The sequence below is a fragment of the Anaerovorax sp. IOR16 genome, assembly GCF_017168145.1.
GTDB lineage: Bacteria > Bacillota > Clostridia > Peptostreptococcales > Anaerovoracaceae > IOR16.
On the sequence record NZ_JADQTL010000009.1, the window covers coordinates 267,953 to 286,258 of the forward strand.

Genomic DNA, 18,306 nt, shown 5'->3' on the forward strand with positions numbered 1-18,306 from the left:
GCTGAAAGAATCTATGCCAAAAAACGTTTAAAAATGAGGTTGAACAATGATTGTATTATCAGCAAACAATTTAACAAAGCTATATGGTGTGGAACCTGTTTTGACAGGGCTTTCTTTTCATGTTAATAAAGGAGACCGAATTGGAATCGTAGGTGCAAATGGCGCGGGAAAAACGACCTTGCTTAACATATTGGCAAAAGAATTGCATCACGATGAAGGTGATTTCTTTGTATCGGAAGATACGACGTTTGGATATTTAAAACAAAAAGATCAGTTTGAATCAGAGAAAACAGTTTATGAAGAAATGCTTTTTATCTTTGATGAAGTCATTACAATGGAAAAAGAGCTTGCAAAGCTATCCCAAGAAATTGCAGATCGTTCGGCTAAAGGAGAAGATGTACATCGACTTTTACACAGATATGATGAAATGGCTGAAGTATTTAAAGATAAAAATGGATATGGGTATAAAAGCGAAATAAAAGGCATATTAAACAGTATGGCTTTCTCAGAAGAGTTTTTTGAAAAAGAAATTTCATTACTAAGCGGTGGAGAAAGAACAAGATTAGCATTGGCTGCGCTGCTTTTAAAGAAACCCGATATTCTTCTTTTGGACGAGCCAACAAATCACTTGGATATTGGTACGTTAAAATGGTTAGAGCAGTATTTAAAAGCCTATTCAGGTACCATTATATTAATTTCCCATGACCGTTACTTTTTAGACCAGACTGTCAATCGAATTTTTGAAATTGAACATCATAAACTGGTCTCTTATGATGGAACTTATACACAATATGTGCAAAAAAAACGTTTTCGGGAAGAAGATGATTTGAGACAATATGAAAGCCAGCAAAAAGAAATTGCAAGGCAAGAAGAAATGATAAGAAGGTTTAAACAGCATGGCACAGAAAAGCTTGCTAAGCGTGCACAATCGCGAGAGAAACGTTTGGATAAAATAGAGCGATTGGAGAAACCGGAAGCAAGACTTGGAAAAATGCGCATTCAGTTTAAAGAAAAATTCTCTAGTGGAAACGATGTCATTTTTGCAAGAGATTTATCAAAATCCTTTGGATTTGGACCAGAGCAGAGGCAGCTTTTTTCTGGTGTCGAGCTAGACATTAAAAAAGGCAGCCGAGTTTGTTTGGTTGGACCTAACGGAATTGGAAAGACATCTTTGCTTAAAATAATTATGGGAGAGCTGCAACCGGATACAGGTCAAATAAAAGTAGGTCATAATGTTGTATTTGGTTATTATGATCAAGAACAAAAAATGCTCAATGGTGCCAATACGGTGCTGGGAGAGCTGCATAATGAGTATCACTTGTACACTGAGACGGAATTAAGATCCCTGCTAGGACGCTTTTTATTTCGTGGGGAGACGGTATTTAAGCAGGTAGGCATGTTAAGCGGCGGAGAGAAAGCAAGGCTCGCATTGCTTAAATTAATGTTTTCTGGTGCAAATGTATTAGTTATGGACGAACCAACCAACCATTTAGACATTGCATCGAAGGAAGTATTTGAAGAAGCGCTGTTGGATTTTCCTGGCACTTTACTTTTGGTATCGCATGATCGTTATTTCTTAAATAAAGTACCTACAAATATCTATGAGTTATCTGAGACTGGAATAACAGCGTATGCAGGTGGATACGATTACTACCTGGAAAAAAAGCAGTCAATTGTTTCAGGAAAAAGTTACTTAGATGAATTAGGAAAGCAGGCGGTTTCTACACAGAATAACGCACAGGATATTTCGTCAAAAAGTGATAAGGAAATAAGACAGGAACAACGACGCCTTGCAAAAGAAAAAGAGACAGCAAAGAGACGCAGAGAAAAACGTTTAGGAGAATTAGAATCCACAATTGCGTCGTTAGAAGAAGAAATTTCTAAACTAGAAGTAGCAATGTGCAAAGAAGAAATTTTTTCGGATTTTGAGAAGAGTAAACAGTATAACGAACGTTGTGAAGAAACAAAATTACAATTAGAAAAAAATTATGAAGAATGGATGCTTCTAAATGAAGAGAAAGGTGAATAGAGAATAGAAAGTAGAAAATTGGTATCTTATTTTTGTGATTATTTTTAAATAATAGTTGCAGACTAAAGGGTGTATGCTTATAATGGATTTTGACATATGTAACAGAATCCTAAGGTTAGGATACCAAGATTCAAAAAAACAATAGAAGCGTATGCTATTTGGAGGTACATTATATGGTATTTGAAAAAATTAAGGAAATCATAGTAGAGCAGCTTGGAGTGGATGAAGATGATGTGACGATGACCACTCATCTTATGAAAGACTTAGAGGCAGATTCTCTTGATGCAGTAGAAATCATTATGGGAATTGAAGATGAATTTGAAATCGAAATTCCTGATGAGATGGCTGAAAAGTTTGAAAGTGTCGGCGATATCGTAAGATATGTGGAAGATAAAACGAACGAATAATTTGTCATTGCATAGGGCATTATTATTTGTATAAAAAGACATTTAGAAGAAAAAACAAAAATAAAATTAAGGAGCTGTTTTTTTAAAAGAAAAAATAGCTCCTTTTTTTAAAAAATATTGAGTAATACTATTGACAACAAGGAATCCGTGTATTAAATTAGTGTTAGCACTCGATAAAGGTGAGTGCTAACAGGGTAAACAATGAATTAAAATACATAATTCGAAAGGAGAGTTTGTTAAAATGAACATCAAACCTTTAGGCGACAGAGTCGTAATTAAGAAATTAGAGGCCGAAGAAAAAACCAAGAGCGGTATTGTTCTTCCTGGTGCGGCTAAAGAACAGCCACAGATGGCAGAGGTTGTAGCAGTAGGTCCTGGCGGAGTTGTAGAGGGAAAAGAAGTAAAGATGGAAGTCAAAGTTGGCGACCATGTTATTTTTTCTAAGTATGCAGGAACCGAAGTGAAGTATGATGGTATAGAATATACAATCGTTTCACAGCGTGACATTTTAGCAGTTGTAGAATAATAGGGAAGGGGAGTATTTAAAATGGCGAAAGATATTAATTATGGCGAAAATGCTAGAAGAAAATTACAATCTGGTGTAGATCAGCTTGCGGATACAGTAAAAATTACATTGGGACCTAAGGGAAGAAACGTATTAATTGAAAAGAAATTCGGTTCTCCGTTGATTACTAATGATGGTGTTACCATTGCAAGAGAAATTGAACTTGAAGATGGCTTTGAAAACATGGGTGCGCAGCTTGTAAAGGAAGTTGCAACAAAGACCAATGATGTTGCAGGAGATGGTACAACAACTGCAACCTTGCTTGCACAGAGCATTATCCGTGAGGGCTTTAAAAATGTAGCAGCTGGTGCAAACCCTATGATTTTAAAAAAGGGAATTCATGGTGCTGTTGATGTTGCAGTAGAAGAAATTAAGAAAATTTCCAAAAAAGTAGAATCCAAGGAATCCATTGCGCAGGTTGCTTCTGTTTCTGCGGCTGACGAAGAAATCGGTAACTTAATTGCAGAAGCGATGGAAAAGGTTGGAAACGAAGGTGTTATCACCGTTGAAGAATCCAAATCCATGGGAACTACTTTAGACGTAGTAGAAGGTATGCAATTTGACAGAGGTTATTTGTCTGCATATATGGTAACTGATACTGATAAAATGGAAGCAGTTGTTTCCAATCCATATATTTTAATTACTGATAAGAAGATTTCTAACATTCAAGAAATTCTTCCAATTTTAGAACAAATCGTTCAGCAGGGCAGAAAGCTGATTATCATTGCTGAGGATGTGGAAGGTGAAGCTCTTGCAACAATCGTTGTAAATAAATTAAGAGGAACCTTTGATTGCGTTGCAGTAAAGGCACCTGGATTTGGCGACAGAAGAAAAGAAATGTTGAAGGATATTGCAATTCTTACCGGTGGTCAGGTTATTTCCGAAGAAGTTGGTTATGATTTAAAGGAAGCTACCTTAGATATGCTTGGTACTGCAAATACAGTAAAGGTAAACAAAGATACTACCGTAATTGTAGATGGCGGCGGACTGCAGGCTGAAATTGAGGCTAGAGTTCATCAGATTAAGAATCATATTGAAGAATCAACTTCTGATTTTGATAAGGAAAAATTACAAGAAAGACTTGCTAAATTATCTGGTGGGGTGGCAGTGATTCAGGTAGGTGCTGCAACTGAAACCGAATTAAAAGAAAAGAAACTTAGAATTGAAGATGCCTTAAATGCAACAAGAGCTGCTGTAGAGGAAGGTATTGTTTCCGGAGGTGGTACAGCACTTGTTAATGTAATCCCTGCTGTAGCTGAATATGTAAAGACACTTTCCGGTGATGCAAAGACTGGTGCGTCTATCATTATGAGAGCTTTAGAAGAACCGGTTCGCCAGATCGCAGAAAATGCTGGCTTGGAAGGATCTGTTATCGTAGCTGAAGTAAAGAACAGCAAATCTGGTACTGGATTTAATGCAGCTACAGAGCAGTATGTGGACATGATTACAGAAGGTATCGTAGATCCGGCAAAGGTAACACGTTCTGCGTTACAGAATGCTGCTTCCGTTTCTGCAATGCTTTTAACGACAGAAGCTGGTATTGTTGATGTTAAAAAAGATGAGCCTGCAATGCCTCCAATGGGCGGTGGAATGCCAGGCATGATGTAATATCAAAGCAGATTTAAAAATAAAAACAAAGCTTCGGTGCATTTTCTTTGCATCGAAGCTTATTTTTTTTAAAAAAAAGATAGCAAAAATGGGAGCGGTTCGGATATAATAGAATGCGTGATTATTATGGGAGGCAAAGTATGGATACAACAACAGCAGTAGCAATGGCACCAACACAAGCAGAACGTAGAAAAGCAATTCTATATATGGTTATCTGTGCGACGATGTGGAGCATTGGCGGTATTTTTATTAAAATGATTCCTTGGAATCCTCTTGCGATTGCAGGCATGCGCAGTGCAATTGCGGCAGTGATTGTATATGCATACATAAGAAAGAAAAAAATTAAACTGCAATTTGTAAAATCTGCATTCTTCAGCGGTCTATTTATGAGTGGCATATTTTTAAGTTTTGTCATTGCAAATAAGCTGACAACAGCTGCGAACGCAATTGTTTTACAGTTTACATCGCCCGTTTTTATTTTAATATTATCCGCAATTTTTTTACATAAAAAAAGTCGAAGAGGCGATTTAATTACCGTAACGGTTACGCTTATCGGTATTTCGCTATTCTTTTTTGATCAATTGACACCAGGTGGTATTTTAGGAAATTGTTTTGGAATTTTAGCCGGACTTATGGTGGCTTGTGCTTATTTGGTCGTAGGGGAAGTGGATGAAGAAACGAGAATGACCGGAATTCTTTTTGGGCAGATTTTTACAGCAATAATTGGAGTTCCTGCACTTTTTATAACGCATGCGCAAATTTCTACTCCGGCAGTACTCAGTATTTTAGCTTTAGGAATCTTTCAGCTAGGTATCCCATACGTATTGTTTGGTATTGCAATGAAAAATGGCTCGGCATTGGCTTGTAATTTGATCGGTGCCATTGAACCTCTTTTGAACCCGGTATGGGTATTTCTATTTAACGGAGAGGCGCCGGGATTTTATGCTTTAATTGGAGCACTGATTGTAGTCGTTGCTATTACTTCATGGTGTGTATGGAATGAGAAGGTGAGTCGAAAACAAGAGGAACTGTCTCAAAAAATTCCTTGTGATTCTAATGTAGCAGAAAAAACAATTTAAAAGTATCGTTGATACCAATTTTTAATTAAATAGGATATTTTATAATAAAGGTGTTTTAAGAAATAGATAAAGCACCTTTATTTTTCTTTTACAATTAAATTGTATTCTGTTTCGCTCTTTTGTAAAGTCAGGTTTTTGAATTTAATGATAAGAAGGAAGGAACTTTATCAAGGCAGTAAGAACTAGATAATTTCATTTTATTATGCCTATAATAAAATAATGGAGTTTAAATTGTGATTAAAAGAAGAGGTAATAGATGGAACAGATTGCGGTGATTGCCAATAATAAAAAATACGCGAAATATCTGGCGGATAATCTAGAGACTTATTTTCGAAATGAGGTAGCATTTCATTATTATGGAACACATGAGATTGAGAAGATGGAATGCATTCGTGAGAAATATATAGTATTGTCTGCATTTACAATTTTTCAGCAAGTAAAGAGAAAAACGACGGAAGAAGCAAAACTGATACTTGCAGATTTGACATTAAACCGAAGGTACATTGATCGACTTTATAAATTACCTAAGGCAACCAAAGCACTGCTGGTTAATATAGATTACCGATCTTGCATGGAAGTCATAACCATGATATACAGTGCAGGATTTCAGGATTTGGAGTTAGTTCCCTTTTATGCAGGGTGCAAATATGATAAATCCATCCAGGTTGCCATTACCCCTGATGAAGAACAACTGGTGCCTGATGGAATTACTACGGTAATTAACATTGGAGAAAGAGTTGTAGATTTAAGCTGTGTATGGGAAATTGCGGACATCTTGAATATCACAGATCCGTTTTCTTCCGAGGAAGCAGAAAATGCTAAAAAAGATATCATATCCTCTAATGTAGGAATGGAACGTTTTCTTGGTGAAAATGAGAGCTTGACAGAACAAATTAATGTACTTTTAAAATTAGTAAGACAAGGTTTTTTGGTCACGGATGTGAAAGGGAAAATCTATTTAAGCAATGACATGGCGAAACAAATGCTAAAAAGCCGTACAGAAATTATTGATGGCTTTAACATTGCTGAGGTACTTCCGGAATTGAGAAGTACAAATAATCGCTCTTGCAATGAAGAACGCAACGGAGAACTGATTAATGTTAATGGCGTGAATTTAATTGTCTCTATTACAAAAATTATTTCTCATGATGAAGTTAAGGGAAGCGTTGTTATGCTGGATAGTTTTTTAGAGGTAGAAAACAGACAGCATAAAATCAGAAGTAAAATTACCGGATACGGACACACTGCCAGTTATACCTTTGACGATATTTTGGGGGAAAGCAAAGTATTAGAGGAAACCAAAAAAATAGCAATGCGTATGGCTAAGTCGGATTCTTCCATGATTTTATATGGAGAAACAGGAACTGGGAAGGAGCTATTTGCGCAATCCGTGCATAATTACTCTAACCGTGCAGGTTATCATTTCGTTGCAGTAAATTGTTCGGCATTGCCTGACAATCTGTTGGAAAGTGAGCTATATGGTTATGAAGACGGCGCCTTTTCGGGGGCAAAAAAAGGTGGGAAAATTGGTTTGTTTGAGCTTGCACATCAAGGAACCTTATTTTTAGACGAAATTGGAGAACTTCCATTATCTTTGCAAGCAAAGCTTCTACGTGCCATTGAAGAAAAAAAGATATTAAGAATCGGTGGTATGAATCTGATTGATATCGATGTCCGTATTATTGCAGCTACAAATCGAAATCTTTTGGATATGGTAAAACGTAAAGAATTCCGAAGCGACTTGTATTATCGCTTAAATGTACTACCGGTACACATTCCTAGTCTTAAAGACAGAGGAAAAGATATTTTTATGCTATTTGACTCGTTCAAAAAATCACTGAATGTAGAATTTGCGTTGTCCTCTGGTGCTAAGGCTCGTATGCTTTCGCACTCCTGGAAGGGAAACATCAGAGAGTTAAAGAATACAGCAGAATATTTAGCGAACTTGGGGAAAGCGGTGATTGAAGAATGTGATTTGCCTTTTAATGATGAATGCGAAAACAAAGGACTCTCTCATATTGTTTTGGAAGAAGATCAACACTTAATGGAAGAATTTTTGCAGAGTGAAGGCAGGGAATTAAATAAATATTTTTTTATTTTAGAGGAAATGGAACGATGTTATCAACAGCGTGAACGAATTGGAAGACGCCGATTGTTAGAATGTGCAGTCGAAAGAAATGTATTTATTACAGAGCAAGAAATTAAAAATGCCCTAATAAGGCTATCTGCTTTTGGGTTCGTTGTTTCCGGACGAGGACGGAAAGGAAGCACAATTACCGAATCGGGGAGATCTTTATTACAACAATTAAGAAAGATGGTATAAAATATAGGGTCAATGGGAGTGTTAAAAACCCATTGACCCTATATTTTCTTAAAATGGAATTAGAATTAAAGATTAAAGTAGGTTTGCATACCCTTTTAACATTTTATTTAATATTAAACAAATGCTTTGTTTTCAAGGCAAGCTAGTTATTATGAGATTAAAATAAAAGATAATTAAGAAAATTATATAATTTTGGCATAAACATTGCTTTAATAAAAGAGTGTCGTATTAACTTAGCTTAGAAATTTGACAAAAAAGACGAAAAGGAGGTTTGTCTATGGATGCAACTCAAGTAGTAGACTATGGAATGTTAGCACTTATACCGCCAATTCTTGCGATCGGGTTGGCTGTTTGGACAAAGAACATTATTGTTTCTTTGTTTGTTTCTATCATCGTTAGTACAACCATTTTAAATGGCTGGAATCCGGTGATTGGATTTACTTCAATGATTAAAGATTATATGTTTGTATCGCTTGAAGAATCGATGAACACACAGGCACTTTTTATGATGGTAATCATAGGGGGTTTGTGGCATTGCTTACACAATCGGGAGGTGCCATGGCATTTACCGATATGGTTACAAAGAAAGTTAATACACGTGCAAAATGTGAATCCGGTATTTGGTTAGGTGGTTTGTTTGTTTGGTTTACAGACAATGGAAATTCATTAATCGTTGGACCGATTTTTGAAGCGTTAGCAGAACGTTTAAGGGTTTCCAGAGAAAAATTTGCCTATATTTTAGACTGCACAACATCACCAATTTGTGCAATGGTCCCAATCATAGGCTGGGGCGTATACGCAATGAGTTTAATTGAAACAGAACTGGAAGTAGCGGGAATTAGCGAATTTACCAGTTGGGATGTTTTTATGCAAGGTGTGCCACTTAATTTTTACGCAATTTTAACTTTATTTATGGCTGGAATTATGGCGATAACACAGTGGGATTACGGTCCAATGCTGAAGGCTCAAAATCGTGCAATGAAAACTGGTGAAACGTTAAGAGCGGGTGGTACTCCAATGCGAAGTGAAACAAAGAAAATTGAGCTTCCGGAGGGTGTGACTCCTAAGATTTATACAATGATTGTACCATTACTTGTTTTACTTGGCGTTATGTTCTCTTATCTAACCATGAAAGGATTGTGGTATACAAAGGTAGCAGGAACGGATATCCGAACCGCAATTGCTTCTGGATTCCTTTGTGCAACCCTAGTGTTAATCGGAATCTGTATAAAAGAAAAGATTTTTACTTTTAAAAAGTGTTTGGATATTATCACGGGAGGAATGAGCAACATGATGTTTATGTGCGTTGTGTTGGTTCTGGCATGGTCTTTATCCGGCGTAACCAAAACCATTGGAACGGCTGCGTATTTAACGGATATTTCTCAAGGACTCCTAAATCCGGCATTGCTGCCTTGCATTGTCTTTGCGATTGGAGCGGTGATGTCTCTTGCAACCGGTACTTCTTGGGGTACTATGGCTATTTTAATGCCGATTGGATTGCCTATGGCAATTACCTTTGGTGTTTCCTTGCCGTTAATCTCTGCTGCAATCATCAGCGGAAGTTTATATGGAGACCACTGTTCTCCGATTTCGGATACTACGATTTTGGCTTCCATTGGATCTGCGTGTGACCATATTGATCATTTTGAAACGCAGATACCTTACGCTACTACCGTTGCTGCAATTTGTGTTGTAATGTTCTTGGTAGCAGGATGGAATCCAACCCCTATGATGACTTTGGTAGCGATAGTCGTATTAATTGCAGTTATCTTTGTATTACATAAAATCTATGTGAAGAAATATGGCTACGAAAAAGACATTGTAAAAATGAAAGCTTGATTATTTGTGCAGATGAATAGAACTATCTTTGGAGGGAAAAATGGAAAATAAAATTATTAACTTAGATGAATGCCTTGCAGAAAAAAGACCTTTACCGGATATTCAGGCAATTGACGGGGAACGTTGGTTTCCTTTAGATTCGACAATTATAGAAGATATGCCAACATACTGGGGAGGCGAATGGGGCTGTTCTTCAGAAGTTAATAAGCTTAGAGCAGTATTAATGAGAAGACCGGGTAAGGAACTGGAGAATTTCGATTATAAAGAAGTTCGGTTCCGAGCACCTGTTGATGCGGAAAAATGCAGACAGCAGCATGACTTGCTTGCAGACTATTACAGAAGCCACGGTGTAAAGGTATATTATGTAGAAGAACAAAGAGAGGATCGCCCAAATGCGATTTTTGAAAGAGATAATTTATTTATGACTCCCGAAGGAGCTATTATTACCCGATTGGCTATGCCGCTTCGCAGAGGGGAAGAAAGATATACTGCACAGACAGTTGCAAAGTTAGGAGTGCCGATTGTAAAAACGATTGCGGGAGATGGTATTTTTGAAGGAGCCAATGCAGCTTGGGTTGATCGCCATACCGTCATTCTTTCTCTGTCCAGCCGTGCAAATGCATCCGGCTATCAGCAAATGGCAGATGAACTAAGACGACAAGGCGTAACAGATATCATTACAATGCAAATTCCTTATGGGCATGCGCATGTTGATGGACTCTTAAATTTTGCAAGCAATGATACCGTCGTTCTGCATGCATGTCAGGTACCTTATGTTGTAGTAGAAGCTTTAAAGAAAAAAGGATATCGCATTATTGAGACTCCATCACTAACCGAAACGAAATATTGCTATGCAACAAACTTTGTTGCCATAGAGCCAGGACATGTAGTGATGAGTGTCGGTGCGCCAAGAACAGTAGAATTAATGGAAAAAGCAGGAATCAAAGTAGATGTATTGGATCTTTCTGAATTGAATAAAGGCAGAGGATCTGTACACTGTATGACCGCATTCCTGAAACGTGATGAACAGTAAACATCGGAAAACTTTTCTTATATAGAAGAAAAGCATGAAATCCTTTAATCACTCTAAAAGGAAAGAAGCAGTTTTTATACTGCTTCTTTCCTTTTTATAAAAATTATTTATAATTGATTATTTAATCAGTCCACCAGCTTGTACAATGCTTTCTTTTGCTAAAACTAAGAGAGGATCGACAAAACGTTCATCAAACGTATAGTAGTCAGTTGCTGCGGATAACTCCGTACAACCTAAAATGAAGACAGAAGCACCAAGCGCTTCCATTTCTTGTACTGCTTCAAACAAACCTTCTGTTCCAATGGTTAGGTTATTTTTTTTAATGCCTTCGTAAATAAAATCCATGACCTTTTTTTGATGGTTCACAGGTTTTATGAGCTTCATTTCTGCTTTTTCAAAATAATGATCGTATATTTTAGATTGTAAGGTACCGTCTGTTGCCAAAAGACCTACGGTTTTTGATGTGCCAAATTTTGTTTTGATTGCATTCACTGTTAAATCGAGCATGTTTAAAATAGGAACGCTTGCAATCTTTAATAAGTCATGGTAAAAGTAATGCGCGGTGTTGCAAGGCATAATTAAAAAATCAGCACCTGCAGTTTCGAGTCGTTTTATCGAGTTAGACATTTCCGGAATGGGACTATCACATCCTGTTAAAATACATTTGGTACGATCAGGGATCGCTGTGTTGCTGTCAATAATAATGTGTAATTGTTCTTGATCGGATTTTGCTATTGTATTTATAGTAATTTTTTTATATAAATCAGCCGTTGCCAAAGGGCCCATACCGCCTAAAATACCGATTGTTTTCATTTTTTTGTCCGTCCTTTGCTTTATATTTTGGAAAAAATTATTATTGTGTTCCTACTAAATGATTGTATAGTAAAAAAATTGTATACGCAAGAGAAACAATGAGTAACTTTTCCTTGATTGAACCATCGGTATGATGTACAATAATATACTAAAGATTAATAAAATGTAACGCAAAATGTTGCTTTTTAGGGAAAAGGGGTTTCAGAGGATAACATGAAGAGAAGAAGGAAGAATAAAAGAAACAGGGGCTTATTATTGGTTGCTTTTTTTGTTGTTTTGGCAACGATTTTTTTTACTAAAATAGTAGGGAATTCATTATTGGGGGATAAGGATAAACCGGAAGCTCTTATCTCATCAGAACAACCCAGTCAAGAGAAGACAAATGGAGAAAAAAGTGAAGAAGTGATTCAAAATCAAGAAATGCTGATTTTGGTAAATAAACAGCATGCGGTAGACGCATCCTACATACCGGAGGATTTGGCACCGATTAAATATTTTGCATCCGATCGGTCTGCTCAAAGCCGTTTTATGAGGCAAGAGGCTAGTGAACATTTTCATCAGCTTGTGGAAGGCGCAAAGGAAAGTGGATATGAACTGGTTATGACTACGGCATATCGTTCTTATGAGTTTCAAAATACACTCTATACGAATTATGTAAATAAATATGGACAAGCCGAGGCAGACACCTTTAGTGCGAAGCCTGGGCAAAGTGAACACCAAACCGGATTAGCGGTGGATATTTCTACTCCGACCGTTCAGTATCGATTGACCAGTGAGCTGGGAGAAACCGCAGAAGGTCAATGGATGGCAGAGCATGCACATGAATATGGTTTTATTTTACGATATCCTAAGGGGAAAGAAGATATCACAGGGTATCAATATGAACCGTGGCATTTACGTTATGTCGGACAGCCTGCTGCAGATGAAATATACGAGCAAGGCATTACACTGGAAGAATATTTGGAAGAATAAGGGCAAAACCCTATTTTATATAAAATGTAATACTAATAACTAATATCTAATTAATGATTAAAATAAGAATGGAGGATTCAAATGGCAACCTATTTTAATGAACCATCTCGTACCTTTAATGAATACTTGTTGGTTCCGGGGTACTCTTCAACAGAGTGCAGACCGGAGAATGTGAGCCTTAAAACACCAGTTACTAAATTTAAGAAGGGTGAGACCCCAAAGATAACAATGAACATTCCGTTGGTATCTGCTATTATGCAGTCTGTATCGGATGACAAGATGGCAGTTGCTTTAGCGAAGGAAGGCGGAATTTCTTTTATTTATGCTTCCCAGTCCATTGAGAGCGAAGTCGCTATGATTAAGAGAGTAAAGAGCTATAAAGCAGGGTTTGTAACAAGTGACTCAAATATTCGTCCGGATCAAACACTTGCTGATATATTGGCTTTGAAAGAAAAAAGCGGACATTCCACAATTGCAGTTACCGATGACGGTACTTCGGCAGGAAAGGTTGTTGGTTTAGTTACAAGTCGTGATTATAGAATCAGTCGTATGTCTTTGGATGAAAAGGTGTGTAATTTTATGACACCGCTCGAAAATCTGATTTATGCAGAGGAAGGTGTGACTTTATCCGAAGCCAATGATATGCTTTGGGAACATAAGCTGAATGCACTGCCTATTATTGATAAGAACGGAAGACTGACCCATTTTGTATTCCGAAAGGATTATGATTCACATAAAGCAAACCCGAATGAACTTTTGGATGCCGATAAGAGCTATGTAGTTGGTGCTGGAATTAACACGCGTGACTATGAAGAACGTGTACCGGCTTTAGTAGAAGCGGGAGCAGACATTCTTTGTATTGACTCTTCAGAAGGCTTCTCAGAGTGGCAGGGAATTACAATAAAATACATTCGTGAAAAATATGGAGATACGGTTAAAGTTGGTGCCGGAAATGTAGTGGATCGAGAAGGCTTCTTGTATTTGGCAAAGGCCGGAGCGGATTTTATCAAGATTGGTATCGGTGGAGGCTCAATTTGTATCACACGTGAACAAAAGGGTATTGGTAGAGGACAAGCAACCGCTGTGATTGAGGTTGCAAAAGCTCGAGATGAATATTATGAACAGACTGGTATTTACATTCCGATTTGTTCAGATGGTGGTATCGTATATGATTACCACATGACGTTGGCTTTGGCAATGGGTGCTGACTTCATTATGCTTGGAAGATATTTTTCTCGTTTTGATGAAAGCCCTACAAACAAGCTTAACATCAACGGAAACTATGTAAAAGAGTATTGGGGAGAAGGTTCCAACCGTGCAAGAAACTGGCAGCGTTATGATTTGGGCGGAGACGGAAAGCTATCCTTTGAAGAAGGTGTTGATTCTTATGTTCCTTATGCCGGAAGATTAAAGGATAATGTAACACTATCTTTGAATAAGGTTCGTTCCACGATGTGCAACTGTGGTGCGTTATCGATACTGGAATTACAGAAAAATTCAAAAATAACATTAGTATCCGCAACCAGCATTGTAGAGGGTGGCGCGCATGACGTTATTTTAAAGGATAGTTCATCGAACCCTGTAAGATAGTTTGAATTATAGATTGTAATAACAAACCTTAAAATATGCTATGAAGTGATTCGTAGCGAGGAACGACATAAATGTAAAGTGATGATAAGTAAGAAAGGAATTTCTATGGAGTACCAAGGAATCTTAGTCGTTGATTTTGGTGGCCAGTATAATCAGCTGATAGCCAGAAGAGTCAGAGAAGCGAATGTGTATTGTGAAATTGTTCATTACACAAAGTTGATGGAACGCATTGCAGAAGAAACACCAAAGGGACTGATTTTTACCGGAGGTCCAAACAGTGTTTATTTGGATAATGCCCCTACTTTACCAAAGGAATTGTTTGAGAAAAACATTCCAATCTTAGGCATTTGCTACGGTGCACAATTTATGGCGCACGTTTTGGACGGTAAGGTTGTAAGCCCTGATAATAAAGAATATGGTCGTGTAAAAATCTACAGTGGCAGCAGAAATAACCCGACAGAGAAGCATGAGAGTCTTCTGTTTGAAGGAATTGAAGCACAAACGCTTTGCTGGATGAGTCACACGGATTACATTGATCAAGTACCGGAAGGATTTGTGGTTTCTTCTTATACGGATCACTGTCCGACTGCATCAATGGAAAATGCAGCTAAGAAGCTGTATGCAGTACAGTTCCATCCGGAAGTACATCATACACCGTTTGGACAGCAGCTTCTCAAAAATTTCTTATATAACGTTTGTAAGTGTGAAAAAAATTGGGCAATGTCCAGCTTTGCAAAGCAAAAGATTGAAGAAATCAAAGAGTTTGTGGGAAATAAAAAGGTGCTTTGTGCGCTTTCCGGCGGTGTAGACTCTTCCGTTGCCGCTGTATTGGTGCATCAGGCAATCGGCGATAATCTGACTTGTATTTTCGTAGATCACGGTCTTCTTCGTAAAGACGAAGGCGATCAGGTTATGGAAGTTTACGGCAAGCAGTTTAATATGAAAATCAAACGCGTAAATGCACAGGAACGTTTTCTTTCAAAATTAAAGGGTGTAAGCGATCCGGAACAGAAGAGAAAAATCATTGGCGCAGAATTTATCAATGTATTTGATGAAGAATCCACAAAGCTTTATGAAGAAGAAGGCGGCATTGATTTCTTGCTTCAGGGTACCATCTATCCGGATGTAGTGGAAAGCGGTGCCGGAGAAGCGGCGGTTATCAAGAGTCATCACAACGTAGGCGGACTTCCAGAAAACATGAAGCTGGATCTTTTAGAACCGCTTCGTCTGCTCTTTAAGGATGAAGTGCGTGCCGTTGGTGAAGAACTTGGCATTGCGCATGAATTGGTATGGAGACAGCCATTCCCTGGCCCTGGTCTTGCTATCCGATGCTTAGGAGAAATTACAGATGAGAAGCTTCTAATCATTCGTGAATCCGATGCTATTTTAAGAGATGAAGTTGCAAAAGCAGGATTGACTGAATCCATTTGGCAGTACTTCACCGTTTTGCCAGGTATCCGCAGTGTCGGTGTTATGGGTGATTTTAGAACCTATGACTACACCGTTGGCATTCGTGCAGTAACTTCAGTAGACGGTATGACCTCTGACTGGGCTCGTATTCCGTACGATGTACTTGAAGTAATCAGTAATCGTATTGTAAACGAGGTAAAGGGTGTAAACCGAATCGTGTATGATATTACGAGCAAACCACCATCAACGATTGAGTGGGAATAGTTGATTTTATATAAACTAACCCCCGAAGTCCTGATAAACAAAGGACTTCGGGGGTTTTGTTTTTTATTATGGCTCTACTTTGGCACTAAAACTTCATTTTTTGTAATTCATCAGCCAACGCTACACCTTTATTGGGATACAGATGTGCATAAGTGTTCCAGGTAGTATCAACAGTTTCGTGTCCGAGACGTTCTGAGATTAGCAATATGGGTTGCCCCATCTCAATGAGTAACGATGCATGAGAATGTCTGAGGTCGTGAACTCTTATCCTCTTTACTCCGGCCAAGTTTGCATAATAATCTAAGTTTTTATTTAAGGTTGATTTCGCAAAATAAAAAATCTGCTCATCTTCTTTTATGCCATAGAGCTTCCCAATATAATCTTGAATCTCATCATATAGAAAATCAGGAATTGGAACTTTGCGAAAGCTCTTTGTTGTTTTGGGGTCGTAGAAGTTATCAATACCATCTTTCCTCGAGGTGGTTTTATTTATGTCTATCATTTTTTCAAGTAAAATATCTCTTGGAAACAATGCTAAGGTTTCTCCTACCCGCAATCCTGCCCAAAACATAATTTCAAAAGCTAATTTCACAGCCGGCTTATCAACTGCAGAAATAAACCGCTTAAACTCATCTAAGGTCCATATATCCATTTCATCTGCTTTCTTTCTCCCCATACTACCTGCAAGGCGAACGGGGTTCTCGGGAAGCTTATAGTATCTTACAGCATAGTTAAAAATGGCACTTAACTGATTGTTTATGGTTTTAAGATATGTTTGTGCGAACCCTTGTGAAATCAAATCCGCTTGCCATTTCCTGATATGAGAGGGCTGTATCTTGTTTATTGCTAAACTTTGAAAGGCTGGCAGTATTTTCGTGTCAAAGATATTTCTTTTATTGTCGATAGTTGTTTCTCTCAATCGAGTTTTCATATCTTCAAAATAGAGATCGACCAAAGAAGCAAAGGACATATCACAACTTGATTGTTCTTTATTAAGAAATTCTCTCTCATAATCTTGTGCGTCCTTTTTTCGGGGGAATCCTCTTTTTTTGGTTTTATGCCTTACCCCCTGCCAATCGGTATAATAAAAGGAACAATACCACGTTCCTCTCTTCTCATCTTTATATACAGGCATAATTCTACCTCCTTTCGTTCTTAGCTGAAATCATTTGTATTCAATTACCTGCAAAAGCTACACTAATCCAATCCAATCCGAATCCGAATCTAAATCCGAAGTATTGCCCGAAGCAGAACCTGCTTCAAGCAGTACTACACTATTTCTTTTAGTTTATTAATAATTTTACGATATCTACGGTCTAACTCCTTAGATGATAAAGAGTATTGTTGGTGACATTTTAAGTGTTCTACATTTTTCCAGGTATTTTTCTTTTCGATTTTTCGCTTTATTATTTGATACCGCTCATCGGCCGCATATAGGAAATGGAGCTTAACCGCAGCATTTTTCTGTTCTATGATATATACATCAGGCACAAAAAAACTAGGGGGCTCGTAGTATTCAAAAAACAAGTCTTTTCTCTTTAGTAATTCATCAAAGTGCAATATATATTCGCTCCACAAATTTTGCCTGTCATATAGGAATAACAAAAAACGACTTAATTTAATGGACCATAGCTTCTTTTCTTCATCGGAACAATTACTGTTGCTATATTCTATAACACAAATACAATAATTTATAAAATCCATTCCTCCTGTGAAATCACGCATATATGCGTAGTATTCCTGCACCCAATTCCACAACGGATAAGATAGCAGAGTTTTCACACAAAGGAATGGATTTGGTGATGTTTGTATTGCGTTGTGTAATTCGTAGATCGGCTCGCTTTTCATTATCTTGTGATAGTTGGCGGTTCTTTGCCTACCCTTTCAACCATAGCTACATCATAAGCACCAGCTTTGATTGCTTCGGAGGACGAATAAACCCACATGGTCGTTTCTTCGTATTTGTTTTTATCCACTTCATCAAAAATCAAAAGCAGTTGTTCGTCAGATACTTCATCTTCAATTATCACTCTCCACGAATGATTTTTAAGAGCAATTCCATAATCTTCTTCAGTTTCTATTTCATATTCAGGAACAGAAACAACTTCTTTAGTTTTTCCACAGCCAACCATACATAAAATCACGAATATTGTTATAAAAACAGCATAAATATGTTTTTTCATACTAAGTCTCTCCTTCTTAATAACGCATTTCGATATTTTTTAACAAACGACGATAATCGACAACAGTTTGAGCTACCATTATGTTGTACATCTCCTTTCAACCTTACAATTATTTGTATTGGTAAAGAAAGGAGGTTTTTTTATGCAATCTACATATGAAGAACTACTCAAAGCGATTGAAGATTTGAGCG

Annotated in this window: 16 protein-coding genes; 12 read left to right on the top strand and 4 right to left on the bottom strand. The window is 37.5% G+C overall.

Annotation, left to right across the window (positions count from 1 at the left end; translation table 11 throughout):
* The first annotated feature begins 46 nt into the window (after positions 1-46).
* The 9 genes from I2490_RS04820 to I2490_RS04860 all read left to right on the top strand — a co-directional run bounded on the left by I2490_RS04820 (position 47) and on the right by I2490_RS04860 (position 10,883).
* Entirely contained in the window at positions 47-2,029 is a 1,983-nt protein-coding gene (locus tag I2490_RS04820) for an ABC-F family ATP-binding cassette domain-containing protein (RefSeq protein WP_206458642.1), read from the top strand.
* Positions 2,030-2,202: 173 nt separating this feature from the next.
* The gene (gene acpP / locus I2490_RS04825) at positions 2,203-2,436 is read left to right on the top strand and encodes an acyl carrier protein (RefSeq protein WP_206458643.1); all 234 of its coding nucleotides are present in this window, start codon (positions 2,203-2,205) and stop codon (positions 2,434-2,436) included.
* Between the two features lie 241 nt (positions 2,437-2,677).
* Complete coding sequence (gene groES / locus I2490_RS04830) at positions 2,678-2,962, top strand: co-chaperone GroES (protein ID WP_206458644.1); 285 nt, start codon at positions 2,678-2,680, stop codon at positions 2,960-2,962.
* Positions 2,963-2,983: 21 nt separating this feature from the next.
* A complete protein-coding gene (gene groL, locus I2490_RS04835; RefSeq protein WP_206458645.1) occupies positions 2,984-4,609 on the top strand; it encodes a chaperonin GroEL in 1,626 nt (541 codons plus the stop codon).
* Between the two features lie 140 nt (positions 4,610-4,749).
* Positions 4,750-5,688 carry a DMT family transporter gene (locus I2490_RS04840; RefSeq protein WP_206458646.1) on the top strand — a complete coding sequence of 313 codons (939 nt, stop codon included), beginning with the start codon at positions 4,750-4,752 and terminating at the stop codon, positions 5,686-5,688.
* Between the two features lie 256 nt (positions 5,689-5,944).
* Positions 5,945-8,011, top strand: a complete 2,067-nt coding sequence (locus I2490_RS04845; RefSeq protein WP_206458647.1) for a sigma-54 interaction domain-containing protein — start codon at positions 5,945-5,947, stop codon at positions 8,009-8,011.
* Between the two features lie 277 nt (positions 8,012-8,288).
* Positions 8,289-8,639 (top strand): hypothetical protein, encoded by a 351-nt coding sequence (locus tag I2490_RS04850; protein ID WP_206458648.1) that lies wholly within the window; start codon positions 8,289-8,291, stop codon positions 8,637-8,639.
* On the top strand, positions 8,570-9,850 hold the full coding sequence (locus I2490_RS04855; RefSeq protein ID WP_206458649.1) for a Na+/H+ antiporter NhaC family protein: 1,281 nt from the start codon (positions 8,570-8,572) through the stop codon (positions 9,848-9,850). Before I2490_RS04850 ends, I2490_RS04855 begins: the two co-directional genes overlap by 70 nt.
* A gap of 40 nt (positions 9,851-9,890) precedes the next feature.
* Entirely contained in the window at positions 9,891-10,883 is a 993-nt protein-coding gene (locus tag I2490_RS04860) for a dimethylarginine dimethylaminohydrolase family protein (protein WP_206458650.1), read from the top strand.
* A gap of 117 nt (positions 10,884-11,000) precedes the next feature.
* On the opposite strand, the gene I2490_RS04865 is transcribed toward I2490_RS04860, so the two are convergent.
* Positions 11,001-11,696, bottom strand: coding sequence for an aspartate/glutamate racemase family protein (locus I2490_RS04865; RefSeq protein WP_206458651.1), 696 nt, complete (start codon positions 11,694-11,696; stop codon positions 11,001-11,003).
* 213 nt (positions 11,697-11,909) lie between these two features.
* Between I2490_RS04865 and I2490_RS04870 the strand changes: the two genes are divergently transcribed.
* The 3 genes from I2490_RS04870 to guaA all read left to right on the top strand — a co-directional run bounded on the left by I2490_RS04870 (position 11,910) and on the right by guaA (position 15,932).
* A complete protein-coding gene (locus I2490_RS04870; protein ID WP_206458652.1) occupies positions 11,910-12,668 on the top strand; it encodes a M15 family metallopeptidase in 759 nt (252 codons plus the stop codon).
* 81 nt (positions 12,669-12,749) lie between these two features.
* Complete coding sequence (locus I2490_RS04875) at positions 12,750-14,258, top strand: IMP dehydrogenase (protein ID WP_206458653.1); 1,509 nt, start codon at positions 12,750-12,752, stop codon at positions 14,256-14,258.
* 105 nt (positions 14,259-14,363) lie between these two features.
* Positions 14,364-15,932, top strand: a complete 1,569-nt coding sequence (gene guaA / locus I2490_RS04880; RefSeq protein WP_206458654.1) for a glutamine-hydrolyzing GMP synthase — start codon at positions 14,364-14,366, stop codon at positions 15,930-15,932.
* A gap of 85 nt (positions 15,933-16,017) precedes the next feature.
* On the opposite strand, the gene I2490_RS04885 is transcribed toward guaA, so the two are convergent.
* The 3 genes from I2490_RS04885 to I2490_RS04895 all read right to left on the bottom strand — a co-directional run bounded on the left by I2490_RS04885 (position 16,018) and on the right by I2490_RS04895 (position 18,115).
* Entirely contained in the window at positions 16,018-17,067 is a 1,050-nt protein-coding gene (locus I2490_RS04885) for a site-specific integrase (protein WP_206458655.1), read from the bottom strand.
* A gap of 134 nt (positions 17,068-17,201) precedes the next feature.
* The gene (locus tag I2490_RS04890; RefSeq protein WP_206458656.1) at positions 17,202-17,636 is read right to left on the bottom strand and encodes a hypothetical protein; all 435 of its coding nucleotides are present in this window, start codon (positions 17,634-17,636) and stop codon (positions 17,202-17,204) included.
* Between the two features lie 143 nt (positions 17,637-17,779).
* Positions 17,780-18,115, bottom strand: coding sequence for a hypothetical protein (locus I2490_RS04895; RefSeq protein WP_206458657.1), 336 nt, complete (start codon positions 18,113-18,115; stop codon positions 17,780-17,782).
* Positions 18,116-18,306: the final 191 nt, after the last annotated feature.

Coding starts and splice junctions, on each gene's coding strand:
- I2490_RS04820 (WP_206458642.1), top strand. CDS start 47: ATGATTGTATTATCAGCAAACAATTTAACAAAGCTATATGGTGTGGAA.
- acpP (WP_206458643.1), top strand. CDS start 2,203: ATGGTATTTGAAAAAATTAAGGAAATCATAGTAGAGCAGCTTGGAGTG.
- groES (WP_206458644.1), top strand. CDS start 2,678: ATGAACATCAAACCTTTAGGCGACAGAGTCGTAATTAAGAAATTAGAG.
- groL (WP_206458645.1), top strand. CDS start 2,984: ATGGCGAAAGATATTAATTATGGCGAAAATGCTAGAAGAAAATTACAA.
- I2490_RS04840 (WP_206458646.1), top strand. CDS start 4,750: ATGGATACAACAACAGCAGTAGCAATGGCACCAACACAAGCAGAACGT.
- I2490_RS04845 (WP_206458647.1), top strand. CDS start 5,945: ATGGAACAGATTGCGGTGATTGCCAATAATAAAAAATACGCGAAATAT.
- I2490_RS04850 (WP_206458648.1), top strand. CDS start 8,289: ATGGATGCAACTCAAGTAGTAGACTATGGAATGTTAGCACTTATACCG.
- I2490_RS04855 (WP_206458649.1), top strand. CDS start 8,570: ATGGCATTTACCGATATGGTTACAAAGAAAGTTAATACACGTGCAAAA.
- I2490_RS04860 (WP_206458650.1), top strand. CDS start 9,891: ATGGAAAATAAAATTATTAACTTAGATGAATGCCTTGCAGAAAAAAGA.
- I2490_RS04865 (WP_206458651.1), bottom strand. CDS start 11,696: ATGAAAACAATCGGTATTTTAGGCGGTATGGGCCCTTTGGCAACGGCT.
- I2490_RS04870 (WP_206458652.1), top strand. CDS start 11,910: ATGAAGAGAAGAAGGAAGAATAAAAGAAACAGGGGCTTATTATTGGTT.
- I2490_RS04875 (WP_206458653.1), top strand. CDS start 12,750: ATGGCAACCTATTTTAATGAACCATCTCGTACCTTTAATGAATACTTG.
- guaA (WP_206458654.1), top strand. CDS start 14,364: ATGGAGTACCAAGGAATCTTAGTCGTTGATTTTGGTGGCCAGTATAAT.
- I2490_RS04885 (WP_206458655.1), bottom strand. CDS start 17,067: ATGCCTGTATATAAAGATGAGAAGAGAGGAACGTGGTATTGTTCCTTT.
- I2490_RS04890 (WP_206458656.1), bottom strand. CDS start 17,636: ATGGATTTTATAAATTATTGTATTTGTGTTATAGAATATAGCAACAGT.
- I2490_RS04895 (WP_206458657.1), bottom strand. CDS start 18,115: ATGAAAAAACATATTTATGCTGTTTTTATAACAATATTCGTGATTTTA.